This window comes from Ruegeria sp. AWH4_226 (genome assembly GCF_056159225.1).
On sequence record NZ_JBSWUU010000002.1, the window covers coordinates 22,706 to 43,056 of the forward strand.

22 protein-coding genes and 2 pseudogenes are annotated in these 20,351 nt (G+C 57.3%); 4 read left to right on the top strand and 20 right to left on the bottom strand.

The genetic code is table 11. The features are described 5' to 3' along the window. Positions 1-227: 227 nt before the first annotated feature. The 12 genes from metC to ACXAET_RS15575 all read right to left on the bottom strand — a co-directional run bounded on the left by metC (position 228) and on the right by ACXAET_RS15575 (position 11,535). Complete coding sequence (gene metC / locus ACXAET_RS15520; RefSeq protein ID WP_475187279.1) at positions 228-1,406, bottom strand: cystathionine beta-lyase; 1,179 nt, start codon at positions 1,404-1,406, stop codon at positions 228-230. Beyond that, the gene (locus ACXAET_RS15525) at positions 1,399-2,970 is read right to left on the bottom strand and encodes a rhodanese-like domain-containing protein (protein ID WP_475187281.1); all 1,572 of its coding nucleotides are present in this window, start codon (positions 2,968-2,970) and stop codon (positions 1,399-1,401) included. The genes metC and ACXAET_RS15525 overlap by 8 nt, the downstream gene beginning before the upstream one ends. Then, positions 2,967-3,566, bottom strand: coding sequence for a cysteine dioxygenase family protein (locus ACXAET_RS15530; protein ID WP_475187285.1), 600 nt, complete (start codon positions 3,564-3,566; stop codon positions 2,967-2,969). The genes ACXAET_RS15525 and ACXAET_RS15530 overlap by 4 nt, the downstream gene beginning before the upstream one ends. Before the next feature lie 35 nt (positions 3,567-3,601). After that, positions 3,602-4,201, bottom strand: a complete 600-nt coding sequence (locus ACXAET_RS15535) for a DUF1989 domain-containing protein (RefSeq protein ID WP_475187286.1) — start codon at positions 4,199-4,201, stop codon at positions 3,602-3,604. 34 nt (positions 4,202-4,235) lie between these two features. Continuing rightward, the gene (locus ACXAET_RS15540; RefSeq protein WP_475187288.1) at positions 4,236-5,018 is read right to left on the bottom strand and encodes an IclR family transcriptional regulator; all 783 of its coding nucleotides are present in this window, start codon (positions 5,016-5,018) and stop codon (positions 4,236-4,238) included. Next, positions 5,015-5,860, bottom strand: coding sequence for a nitrilase-related carbon-nitrogen hydrolase (locus ACXAET_RS15545; RefSeq protein ID WP_475187290.1), 846 nt, complete (start codon positions 5,858-5,860; stop codon positions 5,015-5,017). Before ACXAET_RS15545 ends, ACXAET_RS15540 begins: the two co-directional genes overlap by 4 nt. Next, the gene (locus tag ACXAET_RS15550; protein WP_475187291.1) at positions 5,850-6,893 is read right to left on the bottom strand and encodes a M14 family metallopeptidase; all 1,044 of its coding nucleotides are present in this window, start codon (positions 6,891-6,893) and stop codon (positions 5,850-5,852) included. The genes ACXAET_RS15545 and ACXAET_RS15550 overlap by 11 nt, the downstream gene beginning before the upstream one ends. Positions 6,894-6,925: 32 nt before the next feature. Continuing rightward, complete coding sequence (locus ACXAET_RS15555; RefSeq protein ID WP_475187294.1) at positions 6,926-7,654, bottom strand: ABC transporter ATP-binding protein; 729 nt, start codon at positions 7,652-7,654, stop codon at positions 6,926-6,928. Continuing rightward, a complete protein-coding gene (locus ACXAET_RS15560; RefSeq protein WP_475187295.1) occupies positions 7,647-8,456 on the bottom strand; it encodes an ABC transporter ATP-binding protein in 810 nt (269 codons plus the stop codon). Before ACXAET_RS15560 ends, ACXAET_RS15555 begins: the two co-directional genes overlap by 8 nt. Further along, a complete protein-coding gene (locus tag ACXAET_RS15565) occupies positions 8,453-9,457 on the bottom strand; it encodes a branched-chain amino acid ABC transporter permease (RefSeq protein WP_475187297.1) in 1,005 nt (334 codons plus the stop codon). The genes ACXAET_RS15560 and ACXAET_RS15565 overlap by 4 nt, the downstream gene beginning before the upstream one ends. Beyond that, positions 9,454-10,329 carry a branched-chain amino acid ABC transporter permease gene (locus ACXAET_RS15570; RefSeq protein ID WP_475187300.1) on the bottom strand — a complete coding sequence of 292 codons (876 nt, stop codon included), beginning with the start codon at positions 10,327-10,329 and terminating at the stop codon, positions 9,454-9,456. Before ACXAET_RS15570 ends, ACXAET_RS15565 begins: the two co-directional genes overlap by 4 nt. 69 nt (positions 10,330-10,398) lie before the next feature. Continuing rightward, positions 10,399-11,535 (bottom strand): ABC transporter substrate-binding protein, encoded by a 1,137-nt coding sequence (locus tag ACXAET_RS15575; RefSeq protein WP_475187304.1) that lies wholly within the window; start codon positions 11,533-11,535, stop codon positions 10,399-10,401. A gap of 218 nt (positions 11,536-11,753) precedes the next feature. Here ACXAET_RS15575 and ACXAET_RS15580 point away from each other — a divergent pair, with 218 nt between their 5' ends. Continuing rightward, complete coding sequence (locus tag ACXAET_RS15580; protein ID WP_475187307.1) at positions 11,754-12,707, top strand: YeiH family protein; 954 nt, start codon at positions 11,754-11,756, stop codon at positions 12,705-12,707. 130 nt (positions 12,708-12,837) lie between these two features. Here the strand turns inward: ACXAET_RS15580 and ACXAET_RS15585 are convergent. The 3 genes and pseudogenes from ACXAET_RS15585 to ACXAET_RS15595 form a co-directional block, all read right to left on the bottom strand. After that, positions 12,838-13,145 (bottom strand): annotated as a pseudogene (locus ACXAET_RS15585) (IS6 family transposase); the annotation flags it as partial. A gap of 132 nt (positions 13,146-13,277) precedes the next feature. Further along, positions 13,278-13,772 carry a hypothetical protein gene (locus ACXAET_RS15590; protein ID WP_475187309.1) on the bottom strand — a complete coding sequence of 165 codons (495 nt, stop codon included), beginning with the start codon at positions 13,770-13,772 and terminating at the stop codon, positions 13,278-13,280. A gap of 22 nt (positions 13,773-13,794) precedes the next feature. Then, the gene (locus ACXAET_RS15595; RefSeq protein WP_475187311.1) at positions 13,795-13,983 is read right to left on the bottom strand and encodes a hypothetical protein; all 189 of its coding nucleotides are present in this window, start codon (positions 13,981-13,983) and stop codon (positions 13,795-13,797) included. A 212-nt stretch (positions 13,984-14,195) separates the two neighbouring features. Between ACXAET_RS15595 and ACXAET_RS15600 the strand changes: the two genes are divergently transcribed. Then, on the top strand, positions 14,196-15,875 hold the full coding sequence (locus ACXAET_RS15600; RefSeq protein ID WP_475187314.1) for a tetratricopeptide repeat protein: 1,680 nt from the start codon (positions 14,196-14,198) through the stop codon (positions 15,873-15,875). 123 nt (positions 15,876-15,998) lie between these two features. On the opposite strand, the gene ACXAET_RS15605 is transcribed toward ACXAET_RS15600, so the two are convergent. Then, positions 15,999-16,727 (bottom strand): transposase, encoded by a 729-nt coding sequence (locus ACXAET_RS15605; protein WP_475187316.1) that lies wholly within the window; start codon positions 16,725-16,727, stop codon positions 15,999-16,001. A 251-nt stretch (positions 16,728-16,978) separates the two neighbouring features. Between ACXAET_RS15605 and ACXAET_RS15610 the strand changes: the two are divergent. Next, a pseudogene (locus ACXAET_RS15610) lies at positions 16,979-17,735 on the top strand (IS5 family transposase). A gap of 174 nt (positions 17,736-17,909) precedes the next feature. Here the strand turns inward: ACXAET_RS15610 and ACXAET_RS15615 are convergent. Genes ACXAET_RS15615 through gstA form a run of 3 tightly spaced genes read right to left on the bottom strand, consistent with a single transcriptional unit; the run spans position 17,910 to position 19,184 of the window. Next, positions 17,910-18,116: a tautomerase family protein gene (locus tag ACXAET_RS15615; protein ID WP_475187317.1), complete on the bottom strand. Its 207-nt coding sequence runs from the start codon at positions 18,114-18,116 to the stop codon at positions 17,910-17,912. 3 nt (positions 18,117-18,119) lie between these two features. Then, positions 18,120-18,512 carry a nuclear transport factor 2 family protein gene (locus ACXAET_RS15620; RefSeq protein ID WP_475187319.1) on the bottom strand — a complete coding sequence of 131 codons (393 nt, stop codon included), beginning with the start codon at positions 18,510-18,512 and terminating at the stop codon, positions 18,120-18,122. Between the two features lie 57 nt (positions 18,513-18,569). Beyond that, on the bottom strand, positions 18,570-19,184 hold the full coding sequence (gene gstA / locus ACXAET_RS15625) for a glutathione transferase GstA (RefSeq protein ID WP_475187320.1): 615 nt from the start codon (positions 19,182-19,184) through the stop codon (positions 18,570-18,572). 126 nt (positions 19,185-19,310) lie between these two features. On the opposite strand from gstA, the gene ACXAET_RS15630 reads away from it, so the two are divergent. Then, positions 19,311-19,721, top strand: a complete 411-nt coding sequence (locus tag ACXAET_RS15630; RefSeq protein WP_475187322.1) for a winged helix-turn-helix transcriptional regulator — start codon at positions 19,311-19,313, stop codon at positions 19,719-19,721. A gap of 370 nt (positions 19,722-20,091) precedes the next feature. Here ACXAET_RS15630 and ACXAET_RS15635 read toward each other — a convergent pair whose 3' ends face one another. Further along, the gene (locus tag ACXAET_RS15635; RefSeq protein WP_475187323.1) at positions 20,092-20,334 is read right to left on the bottom strand and encodes a cupin domain-containing protein; all 243 of its coding nucleotides are present in this window, start codon (positions 20,332-20,334) and stop codon (positions 20,092-20,094) included. Positions 20,335-20,351 lie beyond the last annotated feature (17 nt).

A 20,351-nucleotide genomic window follows, 5' to 3' on the forward strand; every position in this document is an offset into this window, starting at 1 on the left:
ATTTCTATCAGCGGTTTTGCCAACCCGGAAACCCGGTCTTAGGGCAGAGGTCGTTTTGGTCAGCCGTCTCTACCTGATCAAATGGTTTTTTGTGCTGCCCAAGTCGTGCGCAATACGTTGGGCATCAGCTATTGATCCTACGGCTTCGGTGACAGGTATACTACGAGCGGTTAAGCAAGCCGAGATAGGATTGATAACGTCTATGTTCAACACTGTGATCTTGCCCGCTAAGTGGCGTCCGCGCATCCGTCGTTGCCGATAGCTCCAAAGGCGCCTGCTATATCGTGAATCAGGTCGTCGACGCACTCAAGTCCAATATGCAGGCGTATTACTACACTATCTTCGGCCTTCGATGTCGTGCTGCCAAGAATAAGAGGCAGCGCAAGGCTTTCGTATCCACCCCACGAAGCGCCGATGCCAAACAACGAAAGCGCATCGACGAATTCATCGGATCGCTTATTCAGCGGCGCGGCGAGGCGGAAGGCGAAAAGGCCCGAAGATCCTGTGAAGTCTCGTTGCCAAAGCTCGTGCCCCGCAAAGCTCTCAAGTGCTGGGTGCAGCACAGCCGCTACGTCATTGCGTTGTTCCAGCCACTGGGCAATCTTCAATGCGCTACGTTCATGAGTCTCCAGTCGGCTCTTTAACGTGCGGAGGCCCCGCAGTGCTGTATAGCAGTCATCCGGGCTGACGCAGATGCCAAAGTCGCTGTTAAGATCAAAGATTGGACGGTACACCGCTTCGCGAGTGACGACTGCGCCCATCATGACGTCGGAATGGCCGCAGATGTATTTGGTCGCGGCTTGGATTGAGATATCGGCACCATGTTGCAGCGGCTTAAAGAAAACACCGGCCGACCAAGTATTGTCCACAGCCAAAAGCGCGCCATGCTTGCGGGTAACTTCGGCCGTTGCAGGCAGGTCGATCATATCGAAGCTGTTTGAGCCGGGACATTCCGCCAACACCAGCCGCGTGTTTGGCTGCATGACATCACGCAATGCCTCTGTCTCTGGCGGGAAAAAGCTGACCTCGACGCCGCGAGGTTTGAAATAATTTTCCGCAAGCCTCCGCACCGGGGGATAGGCCGTCTCGATGATCGCCACATGGTCACCGGGCCGCGTATATGCCAGAAAAACCGCCCCCAAGGCCGCCAGGCCGGAAGGATAGAGAAACGCCCGATCGCCCTGTTCCAGCTCGCACAACGCATCCTCAAACGCCATTGACGACGGTGTACCGCGTGCGCCGTAACTGAAAAGGCGTTCGCCGGTCGTGCGGCGTTGACGATAATCGCGCATCGTGGCGATATCGGGAAAAAGCACCGTCGACGCCCTCACGACGGGGGGGTTTACAGCATGTGGCGAGTCTGCTTTTGCTTTTGCCGCGTGAACCATTCGGGTGGCATCATCCATCTGCATGTTCCTCAGCCCGGATGAGTTGAAATACGGCCCGTTCCATCGGATCGAGCTGATCCACGAGGCCCGTTTCCCACTCGAGATACCGGCGGGAGGCATCAAGGTTTCCGTTGTGCCGGTCGTGGACGAAGAACAGAAAATCGATGGCAGCCTCGTCGGGGGGAGAGCCTTGGCTGCCATCGATCGGTCCGCCAGTGGCGATCCATTCTTGCATACCGCCCGCGAGGTAGCGGCATTTTGCTGGGGTGAGTGTGTTCAGTTCTGATGCAAAGAGCGCGGCGACTCTGGGATTGTCGGCAACGAGGATGACCTGCTCAGTCAGGTCCTTTGCCACTGCCGCTGCCCGTGGGCGAATGGCCCAGATCGCCCCTGGTATATGTCCCTTGCGGAAGGCCATGCTGGACCGCAGATCAAGGATGGTGACGGGGCCGGACACTCGCACGACCTCATCTGCAGAGACGGTCGGAAGGGTTCCGGCTTGGTCGGGCGTGGTGACCTTCTCGGCGTAGTTGAGGCCATTGCGGACTATAACGGCGTCGTGCCCCATCTGACGGAGCCAGAACGCCGCCGAGGCCGCGCGGACGCCGTTGTCGTCGATCAGTGCGATCCGCGCACGGCGCATGGCGACCCATTCATCCGTGGCTTGCACAAGCTGGACAACGGGCGCGTGTATCGACCCGGGAACATGGTCCTCCGCAAATTCTTCGTCCGAGCGGACATCGAGCAGATAGGCGTTCTCCCGACGCCAGGCCGGCAGGTCGGCCGCATCAATGACAGGCAGGTCATGTTTAGAGATCAAGCGGCCTGCAAGGTCCGCGCCCTGTTTCACTTGCTTGGCCGTGAGTTTTGGCAACGCCTTTGGAGTATTGTTGCGCGACAGCTTTTTGCCGGACAAGACCCACCCCTGCGTACCGTTTTCCAGCGCGTAGACTGGATTTGCGATACTGGCGTTGATCAGGCTCTGTGCGCCGATCAGACCGCGGGTGCGGCCGGCACAATGGATGACGATGGGCCGGTCTTCGGGCAGGTCAAGCGCGGCAAGCCGGTAGAGCAGTTCTCCATTGGGAATGTTTCGGGCACCTGGAATTGTCATCTTACGGAAATCATTGGCAGGGCGCCCATCGATCAGGCTTGGGGGGCGTGGCTCTCTCTGCATGTCCAGAAGTTTGTCGGCCGTGATCTGTGGCGTATGTTCGGCTAGTTCAACCAGCTCACCCAACACTTTGCTCGGGACATTGACGCCCTTGAAGACGCCGTATCCGGCTGACCGCCAGGCCGGCAGACCGCCGGACAGGATCGAGACGTCCTTGTAGCCAATCTCTGTAAGGCGAAGGGCGGCGCGCTCGGCGACGTCGTCACCATCATCGTAGAGGTAAATCTCGGCCTGCTTGTCCGGAAGAAGGCGCGAAACTTGCAGTTCCAGACGGCTGTAGGGGCAGTTCGACGCAAAGAGCAGATGACCTTCGCCGTACTGACCGTGCTCGCGCACATCGAGAAGCCCGATCCGTGCTTGCGCGTCGAGTCTGGTTTTCAGGGCGGCTGCAGAAACGGATCCGGTCATTTGTCTGCCTTTCGTGTCTGTACGCCGACATCCATGGTCCAGCATGTGCCTGTTTCCGGGTCAAACATCACACGTTCTGAAAGGGTTTCCAGAGCCCGACCGTAAAAGTGCAGGTGCCGGATGACGCTGTCACCGGGAATGAAGACGGAATGTATGTCGTCGGGCAGCAGGCCGATTGCGGTTCCTGGCTCGATAGAAACCTCGCGGTCTTTTTGCACAGTTGCGCGGCCGGGTTGCGTTTTATCATCCGTGCGAGTCCAGAGCGTGTTGAGCTCGGTTCCTTCAACTGCGGCAACGCAAGCCCAAGTGGTGTGGTTGTGCGGCGGGATACGCTTCCCTGGCCGCATGACGTTGAGGTAAAGAGCAAATGTTTTGCCTTCATCCTCGGCGATCAGGTAGCGCGCCTGTTTGCTGTCGTCGTCCGGGGGTGGAAACTGGTCCTCTGACCAGAGTTGGGCCTGACCTGCAATGTCCCTTAGGTCATCGGCAATTGCGGCGATAGCCTCGCGGGTGACGCCCTGCGCGGCGATGCGCGCGCGCGCAGCTTGACGCAGAGCGTCTACAAGTTGGGTGCGCTGCAGGGTGTGATCGGTCATCGGTTGTGCTCCTTTGGAATTGACTTTGGCCGGGCTCAGAACAGCACGACATGCGCTTCTGTCGGCATCCGGGTTTCGCCATTGATCGGAATGAGGTCCTGCGGGCACGCGGAGAGCACAAGGACGATGTCGCGCGCGGCCCGGAAGGCAACATAGTCGCCAGGGCGGGTGACCGGGGGCTTGCGTGAGAACCCGCCATCTGCGCCGAGCGGGTAGTTCATGAACAAGTTAAGAGGGGCCGGAGTGTGGCGTGAGGCAAGCCCCACCTCGGCCAGAGCTGCGTGCAGGTTATCCTCGCAATTGTCATGATACTCGGTACAGCCCATGCGCTCGTAGATCGGCATGGAACAGCAGCACATAAGCATGTCATGTACACCCGGCGAGGTGTCTTCAAGTACCGTCAGCATCGGCTGGTAGTGGTTGTCGACCAGCGTGTCGTTGGGTCGGATATGAATACGGCTGATAAATGAGCGTGTGTGCGCCATCGACAGAAAAGTTGAAGTGTCACCGGCGGCAAAGGCCCACGTGTCGAGCACCTGGGTGCCATGGGTATTGATCACCCGAAATTCCTGACCGGCGGCGACATCGATCGCCTTGCCGCGCCGTGCCGGAACGGTATGTTCGTGTCTGCTCATGATTTAGGTGCTCCCTTGCTTCGGCGTCTTGATGTCATTTCGAGGACGCCCCACCGGCGCCAAATGGGAAATCCCGAGCGCCGAGTTTCAGCGACAGTGTGCGCGAGGCATCGAAAAGTTGTTCGCGCAGATGGTCGAGGTCCTCGGTTTCGAAAAGCGGATCCGGCAAGACGACTCCGAGGGCCAGCGGAACCTCGTTTGCTGCGTCGAAAACAGGCACGGCCAGCGCCGCGAGTCCGGGCGCGCTTTCGCCGCGGGTGACAGAGCAGCCGGATTCGCGGATATCAGCCAGGACGGCTTCGAGATGGTCGCGGCGCGTGATCGTTTTTTCGGTGAGCGGGCGGAGATCCAGATTGCTTAGCGATTCCTTGCGCTGCGCTTCAGGTTGCCAAGCCAGCAGGACCTTCCCGGCTGAGGTGCCATGCACCGGTAGGCGGTTTCCGACGCGCCAGCGGCCGTCAATGTAATGTGGTCCTTCGACGGCCATGATATGCAGTACGTGGGTGCCACGCAGAATGCTGAGGGTCGCAGAGTGGCCGGACGCGTTCACAAGCTGGCGCATCACCGGAAGGGCGTCGCGCGCCTGTTGCGAACGGACGATGTACCGGGTGCCGAGCTCAAACGCCTCGACCCCGACAGAATAGCGCCGGGTGACGGGGTTCTGTTCCACCATTCCGGCATTGCGCAATGTGCTGAGTATCTTCGATACGTGGCTTTTCTTCAAATCGACGAGTTCGACGACTTCGTTCACAGACAGGTCGCTGTCGGCGTCGATAAAGACCCTCAGGACGTTCAGTGCGGTTTCTAGTGACTTCAAGACGCATCCTCCCGTGTTTGGACCGCGTAGATATCCGTGCGCCGGGATTCCATATGGCTTTGCGCTGCGCCAAGGGTGGGACCGATGGCGATGTCGGCGATCAGAAGGTCAGTCGTGTCGGCTGGGGCCGGACCGGCGGCGACATCCCCGGTGCCGGAGATAATGCAGCTGTTGCCAAGGAAGGTAAGGTCTCTTTCATGGCCGACACGGTCGGCGACGATTACCGGAACCTCGTTCACGCAAGCGGTTGAACGGGCGACATGAAACCCCATCGCCTGTCCGTGCGCGTCCAGCGGCGATTTCATCCGAGGGTTTCCGGCCCAGTTCGCAGGACAGGCGATCACCTGTGCGCCATCCAGCGCCAGTGCCCGGCTCAGTTCCGGAAACCAAAGGTCATAGCAGATCATTATGCCGATCCGGCCGGCCGGAGTGTCGGCGATGACAGCGCGGTTGCCGGGGCTATACAGGTCGCGCTCTATTCCCCAGAGGTGCAGCTTTCGATAGGTTGAAACATTCCCATCCGGCGTAATCACGACAGCGCTGTCGTAAAGGCCGTCGTCGGCCAGTTCGATAATTCCGGCGACGAGGGTCAGGCCGTGCCGTGCCGCGCGCGCGCGCCATGCCGCGATGGCCGGTCCGTCCAACGGGGTTGCGTACGGTGCGGCGGCCTCTGTGTCTGTGAAGACGTAGCCGCTGAGACAGCACTCAGGTAAAACCAGAAGGCTTGCACTGTCTGCCGCGGCCCGGTCGATCCATTTGAGGCTGGTGTCGAGATTGGCCTGCGTATCACCCAATACCGGGGAGTATTGCGCGGCCGCAGCTCTGATTTCTTTACTGACCATGCCAATCATCCCATTCCAGCCCAACGAAGCCGACCCGATCGCCGGAATGCACCACCGGATCGTTACGGACGCCTATGACCTGCACGTCCTGCGAGAAAGTGATTGTCTCCAAAATATTGCCCGCGACGCCCTGAATAAGGCCCAGCGGCTGGCCAGCGGGCAAGGTTGTTCCCGCAGCCGCGTGCTGGCGGAAAAAGCCGCCTTGATGACTGAAGACATGAGTGCGGCGCGTGACGCGCCGGATGGGTCCGGGTTTCGTCGCAATGGTGGATATCATCCCCAGATGCGCTGCGAGACGTTTGAGCCCATCGACCCCAGACCGGATACAATCGGGCTGCTGCTGGCTTCCGGCACCAAGCTCGATCATGAAGGCCAGTTTGCCAAGCTTCAGGCACTGGTAATCAAGTGCGCCGGCATTGTTGCCGGGCAATTCCGATGCGGATGTCACGGACATGCGGCAGGCCACGAATGGCGAGAATTGCGATACGGCGCCAAGGATGTCACTTTCGCCTGGGGCGCCGTCGCCTGCATCCTTGTAAACCGCATATGGCATGCTGGAGAACAGCGGGTTCATCGTATGGAAGTTAACCACCACGTCGGCGCTTTGGCGGATTCCGTCGAACACCGCGTGGGCCAGCAGCTGGGCCAACATACCTGCGTCGCTGCCTGGAAAGCTCTGGTCAAGATCCTGTTCGTCCTGCGGCACACGCTTGCGTCGCGCGTCAAGCGCCGTGGGGTTCGATATCGGCGTTGCCACCACTGTTCCCGCCAGATTGTTGCAGTCCAGCCCGGCCATAAAGTCAGAAATCGCCAGGATGCCGTTAATCTCGTCGCCGTGGACCGCGCCGTTCAGCCACAGGACTGGCCCCTCAGCGCGACCTTTCGCCACCAACAGGGGCAGGGTGATAGGCTGGCCGCTGGCCATTGCTCCGACCTGTAGAGTCGAATGAGTGAATTCGCCCGGGGCTGCACGTTCGACCTGCTCGGATGCGTTGGCGCGGCGTTGAGTTTCGGGTGTCAAAGGCAGATTCATAACTTCGTACTTTCGTTCTTGAAAAGAGGGGCTTAGGCGTCGACCGGCTCACCACCGAGAAAAGCCGCCCGGATTTTCGGGTCGCTCATCACGTCGCGGGCCGGGCCTTCGATCAGCTTGGTGCCGAGGTCCAGCACCACCGCGCTGTCCGATACAAGGAGCGAACCCACGACATTTTGCTCGGCCATGATCACGGTCACGCCCGCATCGCGCAGCTGTGCCACGTTGTCGAACACGTCCTGTTGCATCTTTGGCGAAAGGCCCAGCGATGGCTCGTCGAGCAGAAGCAGCACCGGGTCGGTTTCCAGCACCATGGCGGTTTCCAGCACCTGCTGTTCGCCACCACTAAGATTGCCAGCCACTGTCCTGAGTTTCCGGCCAAGCATCGGGAACAACTCGATCACCCGATCCTGGGCCGCCGCCTTGTCACCCTTGGCGAGCGTATAGGCGCCCATTTCAAGATTTTCACGCACCGTCATCTGTGGGAAGTTGCAGCGGCCCTGAGGCACGATGCCTATGCCTGCACGCATGCATTCGCCGGGGCTCTTGCCGTGTAACGGCTGGCCTTGAAAGATGATCTCGCCGCTGAACCATTTCGACAGGCCAAAGAGCGACTTGAGCAAGGTAGACTTGCCTGCACCGTTGCCGCCCAGAAGGCTCCATATCGTTTGTTTCTGCACATCCAGCGAGAAATCGCGTACGATCGGGTCGTCGAGATAGCCGACCGCAAGGCTGCGAAGGGACAGGATTGGGTCAGACATGAAGGGTCTCCTCTTCGGCGTATTCGGCGTAGTTACCCAAGTAGGCCTCTAGTACGCGAGGGTCGCTGCGGATGACCTCTGGTGCGCCCTCGGTCAGGAGACGCCCCTGTTCAAGCACAATCACCTTGCCGCAATGGCGCATGATGAAATCGACATTGTGTTCGATCAGCAGGAACGTCTGGCCTTGCGCGTTGAGTGTGTCGATCAGTTCGGAAATCCGGCGGATCACCGTCGGGTTCACGCCGGCCAGCGGCTCATCCAAGATGATCAGGCGCGGCCGACCCATAAGACACATGGCGAAGGCCACCAATTTGCGCTGGCCGTAGGACAGAATGCCGGCGGGTGCATCGGCATATTTCTCGATGCCGACCAGACGCAGATGAGACAGGGCCTCGTCGCGCAGCTCTGCTTCGTGCTGTGTGACGCGAGGCAGTTTCAGAACCTGTTCGGCCCATGTGAAGCGCCGCAGGCTGCGGGCGGCAACAACAAGGTTGTCGGTAACCGTCATCCCCTCGTAGATGCGCACGTTCTGGAAAGTGCGCACCATCCCTGCCGCAGCCAGCTGCTCGGGACGCCAACTGGTCACGTCGCGACCATCAAATTGGGCACTCCCACTGTCGGGCCGGGCGAATCCGGTCAGGCAGTCGATGGTGGTGGATTTTCCGGAACCGTTGGGTCCGATCAGGCCGACGATGCTGCCGGGCAGGACGTCGAAAGTGACATTGTCCACTGCGGTGACGCCTGCGAAGGTTTTGGTCAAGTTGGAGACGCGCAGCATGTGCGCCGGGTTATCGAGGGTCATGGGCGGACCTCCTTTCTCCAGCGTTTCAGATTGGTGTCCCGCAGATACCCACCGAAACCGCCCGGCAGAACCAGCGCCGCGCCGACAAGTATCGCCCCGAACATCACCAGCCGAAGCTCCGGGTCAAACCGCAGCAATTCAGGCACTGCTGTCAGGACAAAGGCAGCAACGATCACGGTCCAAAAGTTTCCAGCTCCGCCAAGGATCACGATGATCAGCAGCATTTCGCTGTAATAGGCGTCGAAGATCGACGGGTCGACGATGCCGAGGTGAAAGATGTACAGACCGCCGGTCATCCCGCTGAAGGCAGCGGCCACCGAAAAGGCCAGAAGCTGGTAGTGCTTCACGTTGATCCCCTGCGATCGGGCCAGCGCCTCATTCTGGTTGGTCGCCAACAGGATGCGACCGATGGGTGAGCGGATCAGCGCGAACATGAAGCCCAGTGCCAGCACCGCAAACCCGAGCATGATGCAATAGAATGTCAGCGGATCGTGCCCGTCGATCAGCACGCGGTCACCGAACGCAATGGAAGGCGCAGGCAAGCCGGGAATGCCGAGCGGTCCGCGCGTTACATCAATCCAGCTTCGCGACAGCAGTGTCGCCAGCAGGGTAAAGCTGAGCGATACGATAACGAAGGAGGCACGCGACACGCGCAGCGCCGGGATGCCGACCAGGATCGCGAGTATGCCGGTGAACGCGCCGCCTGCAAGGAAGGCCAGCCATGGCGAAATGCCGTAGTCTGACGTTGCGATCGCCGCAACGTAGGCGCCGACGCCCCAGAAGCCGACCTGGGCAAAGGACAGCAGTCCGGTAAAGCCAAAGATCAGGTTCAGCGAGGTTGCCAGGACAGCGAAGGCCAGGGCCAGCGAACCGACATTGAGCACATAGCTTGAACCAGTCAGTGTCGGGGCAAGTGCAAGGATGGCTATGCAAATTAACCAGCGAGAGTCAGGAGAGAGAGATCCGCCGGAGCGGCTGTCTTTTAGGGTTCGCGTCATCATACCCGAACTCCTTTTCCAAAGAGTCCTTCCGGGCGGGCCATGAGGATCGCGATCATTGCGAAAAAGGCAACGGCATCCTGTAGCGCGACCGGGCCAAAACCCCCCACGAGACTTTCTGTCACGCCAATCAGTACGGCTGCCAGCACGGCCCCCGGAATATGGCCGAGCCCGCCGATGATGACGATCGCGAAGGCCTTGAAGAGAATTGGAATACCCATCGCCGGATGCACAGTGAAGACCGGCGCGAGCGAGGCACCAGCAAGCCCGGCCAGTCCGATACCAAGGCTAACCGCCGTGCCGGCAATGACCGCAGGCCGGATTCCGACCATGAAGGCAGCTTCGCGATTCTGGGCAAAGGCACGCATGGCTTTCCCGATCTGGCTGTGTTGCAGAAGCAGATAAAGACCGCCCATGGCCAGCGCGCTTAACCCGATCGTAAGCAGCCGCATCAGGTCGATCCGCAAACCCCCCATTTCCAGATAGATGAAACTGAACTCGGTATCGATGACACGGGGCTGAGCACCGTAAAGATAGGTGATGCCGTTCTGCAGCACCATTCCGATGCCAATGGTCAGGATGATGCCCCGTTCGAATTCACCTTGCTGGAGATGACGCAGAACCGTCGCATAAAGCAACAGCCCGGTCACCGCCACAACCAGTGTTGCAAGCAGCACGGCGGGAAAATACCCAAGGCCCAGCACGGTTACGCAGGTCAGCATCGCGGTGGCGCCCAGCATGTAAACCTGTCCATGCGCGAAGTTCACGATTTCCATCACGCCGAAGATAAGTGACAGGCCGACGGCGATAAGCGCATAGGTCAGTCCGATCACGACGCCATTCAGCACCAGTTGACTAATGAAAAGCCCGGTCAAGATATTTGCCTCCCTACAGTCTGCTTTGAGGAAGAGAGGCCGAGACCTCTCCTCCAACGAACGCGCGGATCAGGTGTCCGACTGCGCTTCGATGACGACCTCGGTGCCATCGACGCGCATGATGATGGCCGCGTTATGAGCCTGGTTGTTCTCATCGAAGGCGATCGTGCGGCCAGTCAACGAGGTATATTCTGTCTTCTCCAGCGCGTCGCGGATCGCGGCGCGGTCGGTTGAGCCGGCCCGCTGGATCGCGTCGGCGATGATCTTGACCGCCTCGTATGCCTCGAAGCTCTGATAGTTGGGCAACTCGCCATACTTTGCTTTGAAGGCTGCAACAAACGCCTGGTTTTCGGGCGTATCCAGATCGGCGGCGTAGGGGAAGACGCTTGTCGCCCCGTCGATGGCGCCTGAGGTTATCACCGTATCGCGGATCTCATCAAAGGCGATACGGCCCGTAAGGTGCGAGGGCAGGCCCATGCCGCGAAACTGGCGCAGAAAGTTGAGTTCGTCCGCACCGACAGCATAGAGAGCAATGGCATCAGGTGCGGTATTTGCCAGCCGGGTCAGCAGCGTGGTGAAATCTGGAGTGTTCTGTTGAAAGAAATCAGCCGAGACAACTTCGACTCCGTTGGCCTCAAGAGCTGCGGCAATTGCCTCGTGTCCGCCGCGACCGTAATCAGTATCCTCACCAACGAAGGCGACAGTTTCGATATCGCCAGTGGAGGCAATGTAGTTGGCCATTGCAACGGCAAGTCCCACGTCGGAGGGGTTGATGCGGAAGGTCCAGTCATTTCCGCCGATGCCAGATTTCTCGGTGATGACCTTAGAGGTCGAGACGGCGACGACCAACGGAACTTCTTTGCGCTCGACCATCGGCATGATCGCAAGCGTGACTGAGCTGCATAAAGCGCCGATAATAGCGACGGGATCATTCCGCAGCAGGTTTTCAACACTGGTCACACCCTGCGAGGGGTTACACTGGTTGTCCTGAGCGTCGAGTGTAAGCGTATGGCCGTCAACGCCGCCAGCGGCGTTCAGTTCTTCGATAGCCAGTTCGGCCCCCCACATCTCATGTTGGCCCAACGCGGCGACACCGCCGGACAACGGTGTGCTGAGACCGATGCGAAGATCGTCCGCATAGGCAGGACTGAGTCCAAAGCCGAGCCCGGTGATTGTCGCCGCAAGGGCAAAAGCCTTCAGTTCCATTTTAAGTCTCCCAGTTGTTTCCTATCTAGAAACTAGATTTCCTATTTGTGAACTTAGATAACCACGATATAGGTCGCCTGTCAAACGGCACGCCGGTAATCGGCATCGAAAGGCGAAAAATGCGGCAGAAATCTGAGACTTCGGAGCTTGATACCCTTGATACGAATCAGCGGACCCTTCGTTCGCGATGGCGGAAGGTTCTTTCGTGGCTTCCCGGCATGGGCGTTTGCCTTCTGGCCGGCAGCCTGGCGATATTGGCTGCGGGGCACAGCCAGCTTCCGGCGATGCTGATCGCGTTGCTGCTTGGCACGTGCTCTGGCCCGCTTCGTCGAAACACTTTGCTGGCGCCGGGATTGACGCTCACGGTACGATCGCTGACCAAATGCGGCGTTGCACTCTTGGGGCTGCAGATCAGCCTTGGCACCGTATTACAGCTTGGAGCGGGCAGTTTGTTCTTTCTTCTAGGAGCTACCGCAGCAACCATCGGTCTGACGATCTTGGCAGCGCCGCTTTTCGGGCAGCGGCGGGATTTTGGTTTGCTGATGGGAGGTGCGACTGCGATCTGCGGTGCCTCGGCCGCGCTTGCGATCTCGGCGCTGTTGCCACCGTCCGCGCGGCTCAACCGACACCTGTCTTTTACCATCATGGTGGTCACACTGCTTTCCACCATCGCCATGGTCGCCTATCCCGCCGGTCTTTTGGCCCTTGGTTTCAGCGATGAACGGGCAGGATTCGTGCTGGGCGCGTCCATACATGACGTGGCGCAGGTCGTGGGGGCTGGTTATGCGATGTCCGATACGGCTGGCGAAACGGCAGTTGTGGTCAAACTGTTCCGAGTGATGCTTCTGTTTCCGCTGGTTTTTGTTTTGGCCCATTTGAACCGTCATACCGGGGGGGCAGGTTCCAAGCCACGTCTGCCACTCTTCATCCTGGCCTTCCTCATGGGTGTTCTGGTGAATACGATGGGTGCGATCCCGGTATGGCTGGTGGACACCACAACTCTTATTTCTCAACTGATGCTCACTGCATCGGTTTACGCTGTCTGCGTTCTGACACCATTTTTTGAAGTTAGGCGCGTGGGTCCTGCCCCTGCTGCGCTATCAGTGTCGGCCACACTACTCATTCTCTGTTTTGCTGTGGCTGCTTCGATGTTTCTTCCAACCTTCAGATGAGAGGGAAGGAGTAGATGTGCTTTCCTTCAAAAATGCAGTTTCCATCAAGTTTTTTTGGCTGAGATAAATGCGGGGTCACGACAACTCAAATCGTCAGGCCTCCTGAATTATAGATACTGATCCAAACAAAACCGTCAGGCGAGGCGGCCCGCCAAAACCATATCTTCGCGCCGTTGATTGGCACGACAACTTCATCGAGGTGTCACTTATCTGTTGCAGCGGGCCGGTCGCGCTTGATGCAATCTGCGAAATGTCGACCAAACCGGTTCAACCATTTGCGGACGGTTTCTCGGTTGACGGTTACGCCTCGCTCGACAAGCGGAATTTCTACATCAGCCGTGCTCAGCGCGAACCGGTGGTAGACCCACGCGACGTAAGCGATGACTTAGCGGGGAAACAGTTACCTTTCAGGTGGAGCATCTCAGCAGGTATTTTCATAGCAACCGCCTAGACTTCACTGTAGGCGACGGCAAGTTGGCAATGCCTCGCGGAAGCTAGGCACTGGCCGGGACGCGCATCGTGGCTGATGCACGTCCTTTTCTGGTTTCACCGATACAACAGGTGCCTTTATTATGGCTGTTCAGCGGTTAATCGGGACCCTGTTGTATGATGGATCAGCCGAATTATCATCATCGCATGTGTGACCAGAAGAACCGGGACCACAAAGGTCGGGATATACCAGGCGGCATTGAAGTGCGGAACAACCTCAAGCTGCTTCAACGCATTCATAAGGTCAAAGACGCCAACAATATTGAGTGCCCATAACAGGGGTAGGGCGACAACCCAGCCGCGCCAAAGCGCGATCAGTGTCAGGATGCCAACGACGGCCGAGCTCAAGTCTCCGTAGCCTGCTTCCGCTGCGAACCCGCCTGGCATTGATTCTGCAACCACGCCCGGAACAAGGAAAACCAGCCCCAAATGACGGAGGGCATGAGGTACTGCCAGCCAAAACATGGCGTCTGGCCACTCAAGTCTGTTCAGTGCCGGAGAAATTCGGATCGCGACAAGCGTACAGACCACTAGACTAAGAGCGAACTGCAACAAGAAAATCTGTTCAACTGACATCTTTTTTCCTTTCTGGTTTAGCTCAACTGACGGAAATTGTGTCAGCGTGAGCGGTATCGGATGCTTCCAATGTGTCGAGACGCCTTTCCATTTGTTGGATGCGAAACAGCAAATGATCTGTAGCGTCTGCGTGGATGGCCTCGTCCCAATCCGAAAGAAAGGTTCCGACCTGCTTTAGAAACTTGCGCGTGCGAGTAAGTGTTTCAGTCATTTGGACGCCCTTTCCCTTGCATCGAATGGATTGTGTGCAAGGTGCGAACAAAAGCCGGAACCGAAAAGTATGTAACGGTTATCGTGGCGTTACCTGTTGACGTAACCTTCGTGAGAAGTGTTTAAAAATAAAGGCTTATAGTGTCGACGGCAGCGTTGCCAACAGATCGAAGCGTCGAGGTCCGTTGTTGGACACGCTTGAGTTGGTTGCGTATGTTAGCCTGGTTGGCAGGTCAGGGGGCTCGGATCGCGAATTCTGACAAAATCGAAATCAAAAAAGTTCGGGAGCAGCTGGAGCGCATTCTCGACTTCAAGGCATTCGCTCAGGCCGAACGGCAAACCAAATTCCTGCGATACATTGTTGAGCAGTCTCTAGCAGGCAAAGATACTGATCTGAATCAATTCTCGATCGGCATGGATGTCTTTGATCGAGGACAGGATTTTGACCCGACCACTGATGCAATCGTTCGGGTCGAAGCCGGGCGGTTGCGATCCAGGATTGCCGACTATTATGCAACGACAGGCAAGAACGATCCGATCCTCATAGATTTACCGAAGGGTGGATACACGCCGGTAATCACTATGCGCATGGCTGAACTCTCAGACCAGAATGCGCGTTCCGATCAATTGGGCACCGCACGTATTTCGCGCCGTCTTGTATACCCTACTTTGGTGGCTGTTTTTGCCGGCATGTCTTTTCTCCTTTGGTCGGCATTCAGCCAGGAGGGTGGAGACGTGCCTTCACCTCTTCCATCAACCGATCATTCGGTTGCGGTTCTGCCGTTCGACAACTTGAGCACTGACCCGGAGCAGGAGTATTTCAGCGACGGCATCGCCGAGGATATTATTACGGATTTGTCGGTGATTTCCGGGCTTCGTGTCATCGCCCGACATTCTACATTTGTTTACAAGGGTAGGCCGGTCACCATCAGAGAGATCGGAGACGAACTAAACGTTCGTTACGTTCTGGAAGGCAGCGTGCGCAGGCAAGGCGACCGCTTAAGGATTACGGCCCAGCTGATCGATGTCGCCACCGAGGGTCACATCTGGGCCGCGCGATTTGATCGGGGCGTTTCGGACGTATTCGATGTTCAGGACGAGGTGACTGCTCAGATCGTAAGTGCATTGGAAGTGGTTCTGACTGACGCTGAAGTAGAACGGTTGAGCCATAGAAACACGGCCAGCGCGGAGGCGCATGATCTTTATCTGCGTGGTCAGGAGAGATTTTGGCACCTTGATGCTAAGGGAGTAACCGAAGCCATCGCGCTGTTCCAAGGTGCCATTGATACCGACCCGGACTATGCTGAGGCGTATGCGTGGAAAGCCCGCGCGCTGACATTTGCGTTTCTTAGTGGCATTAATTCCTCCAAACGCGAGACAATCGAACGCGCCGTTGATCTTGCCAACGAGGCAATCAAGATTGATGAACGTTTGCCGATGGCTTACGCCAACCTTGCCTGGGCGCTTCGATGGCACAGGGAACTTACCGAGGCACAAAGATCAGTGGAAACTGCGATCACTTTGGATCCGAATTTTGCCGATGCACTGTTGTGGAAATCGATGATCCACTCCGCGGCATTGGACGGTGAAGGGGCGTTGAACGCAATCAACCGGGCGATTGAACTAAATCCAAACTATAGCGTGACATACACTCTGGCGCTTGGGCGGGCTTACTTTGCGCTTGGCGATTACGAGGCAGCCCTGTCCAATTTTCGGCGAACGGTAGCGAGAAATCCCCAATTTCTTCCGGGGCGCATTCATGAGGCTCTTACGCTGGAGCGTCTCGGAAAAATAGAGGCTTCAAATACCGCTTTTTCAAATATCGAAAAAGCGTTCCCAGACTACCGAAACAGCCCCAGTTATGAGATCATTCAGTTGGAATGGCCAAAGTAATACAGTTCCAAATTTTCGCATGCTGAGCACTTGGCAGCAACGGACTGCCTGAGCCCTTCAGTCGAATGCGGTCACCGCATAGATAGGACGTCACTGTTCGGTTCGTGCGTGCGGACGAGGAACTTATGCGATGACCTCAAAAAACAAATTCCATGGGTGGCGGATCAGCATAGCGCTGGCAACGGGGCCGATCCCAGGGACAGAACGCAAGATACCAGCGGTTTGTGCTAGGCCCTGATCTGCGGCGATGGTCTGCGCAATCTGATCTTCCAATTTACCGATCTGTCGGTCCAACAGCGCCCTCAGCTTAGCATCAACTTCAGTGAATATCCCATCCGTTCCCAACTTCTCATGCGCCTTGATCTGCGCCAGAACTCTCTTGCGCGTCTCGACACGTTGCGCACGCTTTGATGCCAAGGCTCTGAGAAGGCGCAATTTCCCATGTGGCAGTACGCGCCCTGCGTCTGGTCGAAATGCCATGAATCGCGCAATGAGTTCCGCGTCGATCCGATCCGATCCGTCTTGGCGCGTGTGCCATGGCTGGCGGCGAAGGCTTTGATCTGAGCTGGCGGCAACTGCCGAGTAGCAATACCGGCTGCATCCAGCGCGGTCCACAGACGCCATTCCTGCCCACCGCCACTCGGGAAAACGATCCCCCGGATCGTCTTCTGATCCTCGTAGCCCTCGAAACAGACAGGTGCGTGCGTTTATTTGTGCCAGGCCAACAAGCTGCGCGTAGCCCTCATCGCTGTTCGGGAGCCGCAACCTACGAATGTCCGGCAGACAATGAACGTCAAGCCAATCGCGGCTGACGTCTATGCCGATGATCTGCTCTTGTGATACTTTGTTCATACCCTCTTCCTTCTGCTCCGCGGTCCAGACCGGCCGCATTCAACTGTTCGAGACGAGGAAGAGAGACGGTGCTGGCTCGCTAGAACACGTGGTCATGCCACAAGGCTCAGACGCCATACACCGCCCCGTCAGTAACCTCGGCAAAGGTGGCTGACGGGGGTTAAGTTAGCAAACTCGAGATACAGAAGGCTCAGGATGCATTGAATATCGCGGCACTCCGTAATTCACAGCTCAGAAAACGGAGCGTTGACATGAGCGACCTTTATTGGCTTGCAGATGAGCAGATGGCCAAGCTTTCCCCTTTCTTCCCGAAGTCGCATGGCAAGCCGCGGGTCGATGATAAACGGGTGTTGAGCGGGATTATCTTTGTCAATCGCAATGGATTGCGCTGGCGAGACGCCCCGGAAGCGTATGGACCGCACAAAACGCTTTTCAGCCGGTGGAAGCGTTGGAGCGAGAAAGGCATCTTCGCACGAATGATGGCTGGTCTGTCCGCCGAGCACGGTAAAAAGAAGACGGTCATGATCGACGCCACATACCTAAAAGCCCATCGCAATGCGTCCAGTTTGGGCGTCAAAAAGGGGGGCGTGGTCGCCTGATTGGCAGAACCAAAGGCGGTATGAATACCAAGTTGCACGCAATCTGTAACAGCAAAGGGCGGCCATTGAACCTATTTGTCACCGCCGGGCAGGTCAGCGATTACGTCGGTGCGCGGGCTCTGCTCAGCAGCTACCAAATGTGGACTGGCTACTCGGGGATCGCGGCTATGACGCCGATTGGTTCCGAGATGCGTTGAAAGACAAAGGGATACGCGCCTGCATCCCTGGGCGAGTACAGCGCAAGACGCCGGTCAAATTCGACAAACGCAGATGAAGGCGGCGAAACCGCATAGAGATCATGTTTGGCAGGCTCAAGGATTAGCGGCGCGTGGCAACACGCTATGACCGTTGTCCCAAGGTCTTCCTATCAGCCATCGCACTCGCGGCAACCGTCATGTACTGGTTATGAATCCTGACCCTAAGAAGGACATTTTACGAAAGAAGAAGACGGAGAATGTAAACGCTTTGTATCCTCTTGTGGCAGAGTCGCAGTGTCGGCCGTTGCAGGCCGACACCACTCCCGCTACCGTTGGCGCGAACCAGAATTGTTAGAGACGATTGGGTCCATGGCAACCTTTTGCCGTCACTTGCCGGATTGTCGGCGGTACTCTTCGACCGGCAGTCCGCCGATGCCCCAGTGTTCCATCTCGACTTCGTCGATGACGACAAATGTCGTTGCCGGGCTCTTACCGAGCACTTCGACAAGAAGATCCGTTGCGCCCTTTATCAAGCGTGCTTTTTCTTCGGCAGTGGCGCCTTCCCGAGTTATTTTGATGTTTACGTAGGGCATGGATTACTCCTGAAGGTGCAGTGTGGGTATCAGATCAAAGTGGAAGACTTTGGCGATAATCCGCCAGCCTTCGTCTGTTCGAATGAAGCTGAGAAAATCGGTGAAATAGCGATCGCCAACGGCACAATGCGCAACTACTAACGCGGTTTTCTCGCCAGCCAACGTGATCGAGACAATCTCGTCGCGACGCGTTTCCTTGCGAGCGGCTGGTGGTTCGCGCCCGGCAACGATCTGAAAGTATTCCTCGAGCTTGAGATTGATCGTTTCGTCACCGGTCGCGCAGACATAGCGTGCTTCGGGCGCAAAGACGCGATCAAGTCTGTGCACGTCGCTATAATAGAGCCCGTCAAAATAGAGCGCCATCTGCGCTTCGATGCAAGAGAAAGGACTGTGCATAACATCACCTCCGAAACTGGTTGATGTCGGGGGCGGCCGAAGCTGCCCCCAGAAGTATCAGGCGGCAAGCCCTTCACGTTGCAGGACTTCATGTACCTTCGGTCGGCTAGCAACACGCGCGACGTAATCCTTTACGTGCGGGTGCCCGGTCAGATCAAAGTCGATGACTTTTGCCCAGGATGCGACGACAAAGGTATAGGCATCGGCCACGGTGAAAGTATCGCCCATGACATAGCTCCGACCGTCGGCCAACCGTGCCTCAAGCTCATCGAAACGTTTGCCAAGTTTCACCAGTGCCTGTTCTTTCAATGCCCCTTCAGGTTTCAGCGGAGCAAAAAATGGGCCGAAGGATTTGTGCAGTTCCGACGCCGTATAGTTTAACTCCGCCTGAAGGTGGACACGATCGCGGGTACCGTTGGCCGGTGCCAGCCCGGAGTCGGGTCGAAGGTCCGCAAGGTATTGCAGGATTGCAGGCGCCTCAAGGAGCACGTCGCCATCGTCAAGCTCAAGAGCCGGTACATAGCCAAGGGGATTGATCTTGGTGTAGTCGCCGCCGGTTTCAGTGGTCTTCTCGACCAGGTCGACCTTTTCAATCTGGTGTTCGATTCCAACCTCATTAAGCGCGATATGCACTGACTGAGAACAAACACCGGGGCTGTAGTAGAGTTTCATCAGAGTTCCATTTCCGTTTTGGTTGATTGCAATGTCAAAATAATATGGAAATAAGATTTCTGTTGTAAATTAGGTTTCCTTTGGATATCGAATAATCGAGTTTCCAATTGGTAACCGGAGGTGGTGATGGCATTGAAGATGCGAAACAATAAAGGACCCGATACACCCGAGGCTTGCCCACTGCTGGAATGCATGGCGATCATTGGCGGCGCCTGGACACCGAATATCATCTGGTATCTGCGCGGTGGGCCGCGGCGCTTCAGCGAATTGCGCGCTGATATCCCGCAGATTTCTCCGAAGGTGCTGACAGCTCGCCTCCGCGAGTTGGAGGACAGTGGCGTGGTTGACCGGACTGTGATGCCGACGTCGCCGCCATCGGTCGAATATGAGCTGAACGATCTGGGAAAACGTCTGGTTCCGGCGATACAAGCTATAGTGGAGGTAGGCGAAGAGCTGAAAGACCGCACGTCAAGGGACGGATCAAACAAGCCGCCGAAACAGAAACACTTTAGAGCGACGACCACCAGCGGCGAGTAGCGCCGGGCTATTGCGCCATTGAAAACCTGCCTAAATCTGGATGGCCAATCTATCGTCGCCGCCAAGTGACTAGATGAAAAATATCACCGGATTGACCCGCTTATTGTCATTTTGGCAGGTGTCAGCTTCGCTGTTTGTCATTAAGACGTTGCTGTGCGCATGCGCAGATGTCTTTCTTTGATCCAGGGGCGACAGCCTCCAGGTCCTGCCTGTGCGATCAAGGGGGCACCTGGGGCAGCCGCAACCAGAAATGCAGTCTGAAGGTCTCGCCATCCTTCTGAAATCCACTTTGAAGGCATAGAGACTCCATCCCTCAATAACGCGCCAGATCGCCCCGTGTGTTGGCAGCCCGGTCCTCGATCCGGACGGTTTAGTGTGCAGACTTGTGGATCACGCGACTGGCAATCCCGGTCGCGCCTCCCATCGGCGGCAGCGTCAACGCGTTGGTATCCACAACTGTGTGCTCTAGGTCATTCGCCGGAAATTGCCGAAGCTTTACAAAGACTGTACAGCCTGTCGCGGATTCTGGACGATGGCTGGTCCCCGGCGGATTGCGTACATAACTGCCTTCTGGAAAGTCGCCATGTTCGTCCTGAAATACCCCCTCAAGCACGAGGAATTCCTCACCCC

What these genes read in the sequence shown, in the direction of transcription:
- ACXAET_RS15545 (WP_475187290.1), bottom strand. Translation starts at nt 5,860, where the DNA reads ATGGTCAGTAAAGAAATCAGAGCTGCGGCCGCGCAATACTCCCCGGTA.
- ACXAET_RS15550 (WP_475187291.1), bottom strand. Translation starts at nt 6,893, where the DNA reads ATGAATCTGCCTTTGACACCCGAAACTCAACGCCGCGCCAACGCATCC.
- ACXAET_RS15565 (WP_475187297.1), bottom strand. Translation starts at nt 9,457, where the DNA reads ATGATGACGCGAACCCTAAAAGACAGCCGCTCCGGCGGATCTCTCTCT.
- ACXAET_RS15620 (WP_475187319.1), bottom strand. Translation starts at nt 18,512, where the DNA reads ATGCACAGTCCTTTCTCTTGCATCGAAGCGCAGATGGCGCTCTATTTT.
- ACXAET_RS15605 (WP_475187316.1), bottom strand. Translation starts at nt 16,727, where the DNA reads ATGAACAAAGTATCACAAGAGCAGATCATCGGCATAGACGTCAGCCGC.
- metC (WP_475187279.1), bottom strand. Translation starts at nt 1,406, where the DNA reads ATGGATGATGCCACCCGAATGGTTCACGCGGCAAAAGCAAAAGCAGAC.
- ACXAET_RS15560 (WP_475187295.1), bottom strand. Translation starts at nt 8,456, where the DNA reads ATGACCCTCGATAACCCGGCGCACATGCTGCGCGTCTCCAACTTGACC.
- ACXAET_RS15530 (WP_475187285.1), bottom strand. Translation starts at nt 3,566, where the DNA reads ATGACCGATCACACCCTGCAGCGCACCCAACTTGTAGACGCTCTGCGT.
- ACXAET_RS15525 (WP_475187281.1), bottom strand. Translation starts at nt 2,970, where the DNA reads ATGACCGGATCCGTTTCTGCAGCCGCCCTGAAAACCAGACTCGACGCG.
- ACXAET_RS15575 (WP_475187304.1), bottom strand. Translation starts at nt 11,535, where the DNA reads ATGGAACTGAAGGCTTTTGCCCTTGCGGCGACAATCACCGGGCTCGGC.
- gstA (WP_475187320.1), bottom strand. Translation starts at nt 19,184, where the DNA reads ATGAAACTCTACTACAGCCCCGGTGTTTGTTCTCAGTCAGTGCATATC.
- ACXAET_RS15600 (WP_475187314.1), top strand. Translation starts at nt 14,196, where the DNA reads ATGTTAGCCTGGTTGGCAGGTCAGGGGGCTCGGATCGCGAATTCTGAC.
- ACXAET_RS15595 (WP_475187311.1), bottom strand. Translation starts at nt 13,983, where the DNA reads ATGACTGAAACACTTACTCGCACGCGCAAGTTTCTAAAGCAGGTCGGA.
- ACXAET_RS15555 (WP_475187294.1), bottom strand. Translation starts at nt 7,654, where the DNA reads ATGTCTGACCCAATCCTGTCCCTTCGCAGCCTTGCGGTCGGCTATCTC.
- ACXAET_RS15580 (WP_475187307.1), top strand. Translation starts at nt 11,754, where the DNA reads ATGGGCGTTTGCCTTCTGGCCGGCAGCCTGGCGATATTGGCTGCGGGG.
- ACXAET_RS15535 (WP_475187286.1), bottom strand. Translation starts at nt 4,201, where the DNA reads ATGAGCAGACACGAACATACCGTTCCGGCACGGCGCGGCAAGGCGATC.
- ACXAET_RS15590 (WP_475187309.1), bottom strand. Translation starts at nt 13,772, where the DNA reads ATGTCAGTTGAACAGATTTTCTTGTTGCAGTTCGCTCTTAGTCTAGTG.
- ACXAET_RS15630 (WP_475187322.1), top strand. Translation starts at nt 19,311, where the DNA reads ATGGCATTGAAGATGCGAAACAATAAAGGACCCGATACACCCGAGGCT.
- ACXAET_RS15615 (WP_475187317.1), bottom strand. Translation starts at nt 18,116, where the DNA reads ATGCCCTACGTAAACATCAAAATAACTCGGGAAGGCGCCACTGCCGAA.